This window comes from Shewanella gaetbuli (assembly GCF_023284065.1).
Taxonomy (GTDB): Bacteria; Pseudomonadota; Gammaproteobacteria; order Enterobacterales; family Shewanellaceae; genus Shewanella; species Shewanella gaetbuli.
The window spans coordinates 1-938 of the sequence record NZ_JAKIKP010000028.1; the positions used below are offsets into that span (position 1 = coordinate 1).

Consider the following 938-nt stretch of genomic DNA (forward strand, 5'->3'; position numbering starts at 1 on the left):
AAGATCAACGGTAATCGAACCGGCAACCGCATCTAAATTATCAGTGTCAGTATCGTTAACGATATTGCCGTTATTATCTGTGGCCGTGGCGGTTACTGTGATGTCACCATCAACTAAACCTGAGATATCGACACCATCAATGCTGTAGTTACCATTGGCATCCACAGTGACATTAGGCACCGAGATTTGCGTGCCGTTGGCATCGGTTAATACCAGCGTGACTGTTGAGCCTGCTGGCACGTCAGTGGTGGTACCTGAAATATCTGCGGTAGAATTAGCATCATCAAGAACAAGATCAACGGTAATCGAACCGGCAACCGCATCTAAATTATCAGTGTCAGTATCGTTAACTATATTGCCGTTATTATCTGTGGCCGTGGCGGTTACTGTGATGTCACCATCGACTAAACCTGAGACATCGACGCCATCAATGCTGTAGTTCCCATTGGCATCTACAGTGACATTAGGCACGGTGATTTGCGTGCCGTTGGCATCGGTTAATACCAGCGTGACAGTTGAGCCTGCTGGTACATCAGTGGTGGTACCTGAAATATCAGCGGTAGCACCGTTGTCATTTAAGGCTAAATCAACTGTAATTAAACCTTCGATAGCATCTAAATTATCAGTGTCAGTATCGTTAACGATATTGCCGTTATTATCGGTGGCCGTGGCGGTCACTGTGATGTCACCATCAACTAAACCTGAGACATCGACACCATCAATGCTGTAGTTACCATTGGCATCTACAGTGACATTAGGCACAGTGATTTGCGTGCCGTTGGCATCGGTTAATAGCAGCGTGATTGTTGAACCTGCCGGTACGTCATTGGTGGTACCTGAAATATCTGCGGCAGAATTAGCATCATCAAGAACAAGATCAACGGTAATCGAACCGGCAACCGCATCTAAATTATCAGTGTCAGTATCGTTAACGATAT

General features: G+C 45.7%; 1 protein-coding gene. It reads right to left on the reverse strand.

The annotated features are described in order from the left end of the window. Positions 1 to 938: hypothetical protein (locus L2672_RS17230; RefSeq protein ID WP_248997061.1), on the reverse strand; the 938-nt coding region annotated here is incomplete at both ends.